General features: G+C 35.5%; 1 protein-coding gene. It reads left to right on the plus strand.

Going from position 1 to position 279, the window contains the following annotated elements; genetic code table 11:
• Window positions 1–279 (plus strand): hypothetical protein (locus KVT27_RS24305; protein WP_217582146.1); only part of this gene is annotated, 279 nt, incomplete at both ends.

Below are 279 nucleotides of genomic sequence, written 5' to 3' on the forward strand. Positions count from 1 at the left end.
TACTGTAAACAATATTGCATGTACCTTGACTGGTGTTGCTCATGATGGCACCGATGGATGGTTAGAAAATAGAGGATTGTTTCTAAATGCAAATGATTATGTTACCATACCTTCAAATACTGGGGTTATTCACAACTCTATTGATTTCAACAAAACCGGAGCAACCTTCCAATATGTAGCTTATAATCCTGGTGGAGTTCTATTTAGAACCGATCCAGCTAACCTTAGATCGTATATCAATAGTGATTTAGCAGTTACTAATACAACAATTAAATACAC

This window comes from Lysinibacillus sp. GbtcB16, from assembly GCF_019091145.1.
In the GTDB taxonomy this organism is placed as follows: Bacteria; Bacillota; Bacilli; order Bacillales_A; family Planococcaceae; genus Lysinibacillus; species Lysinibacillus fusiformis.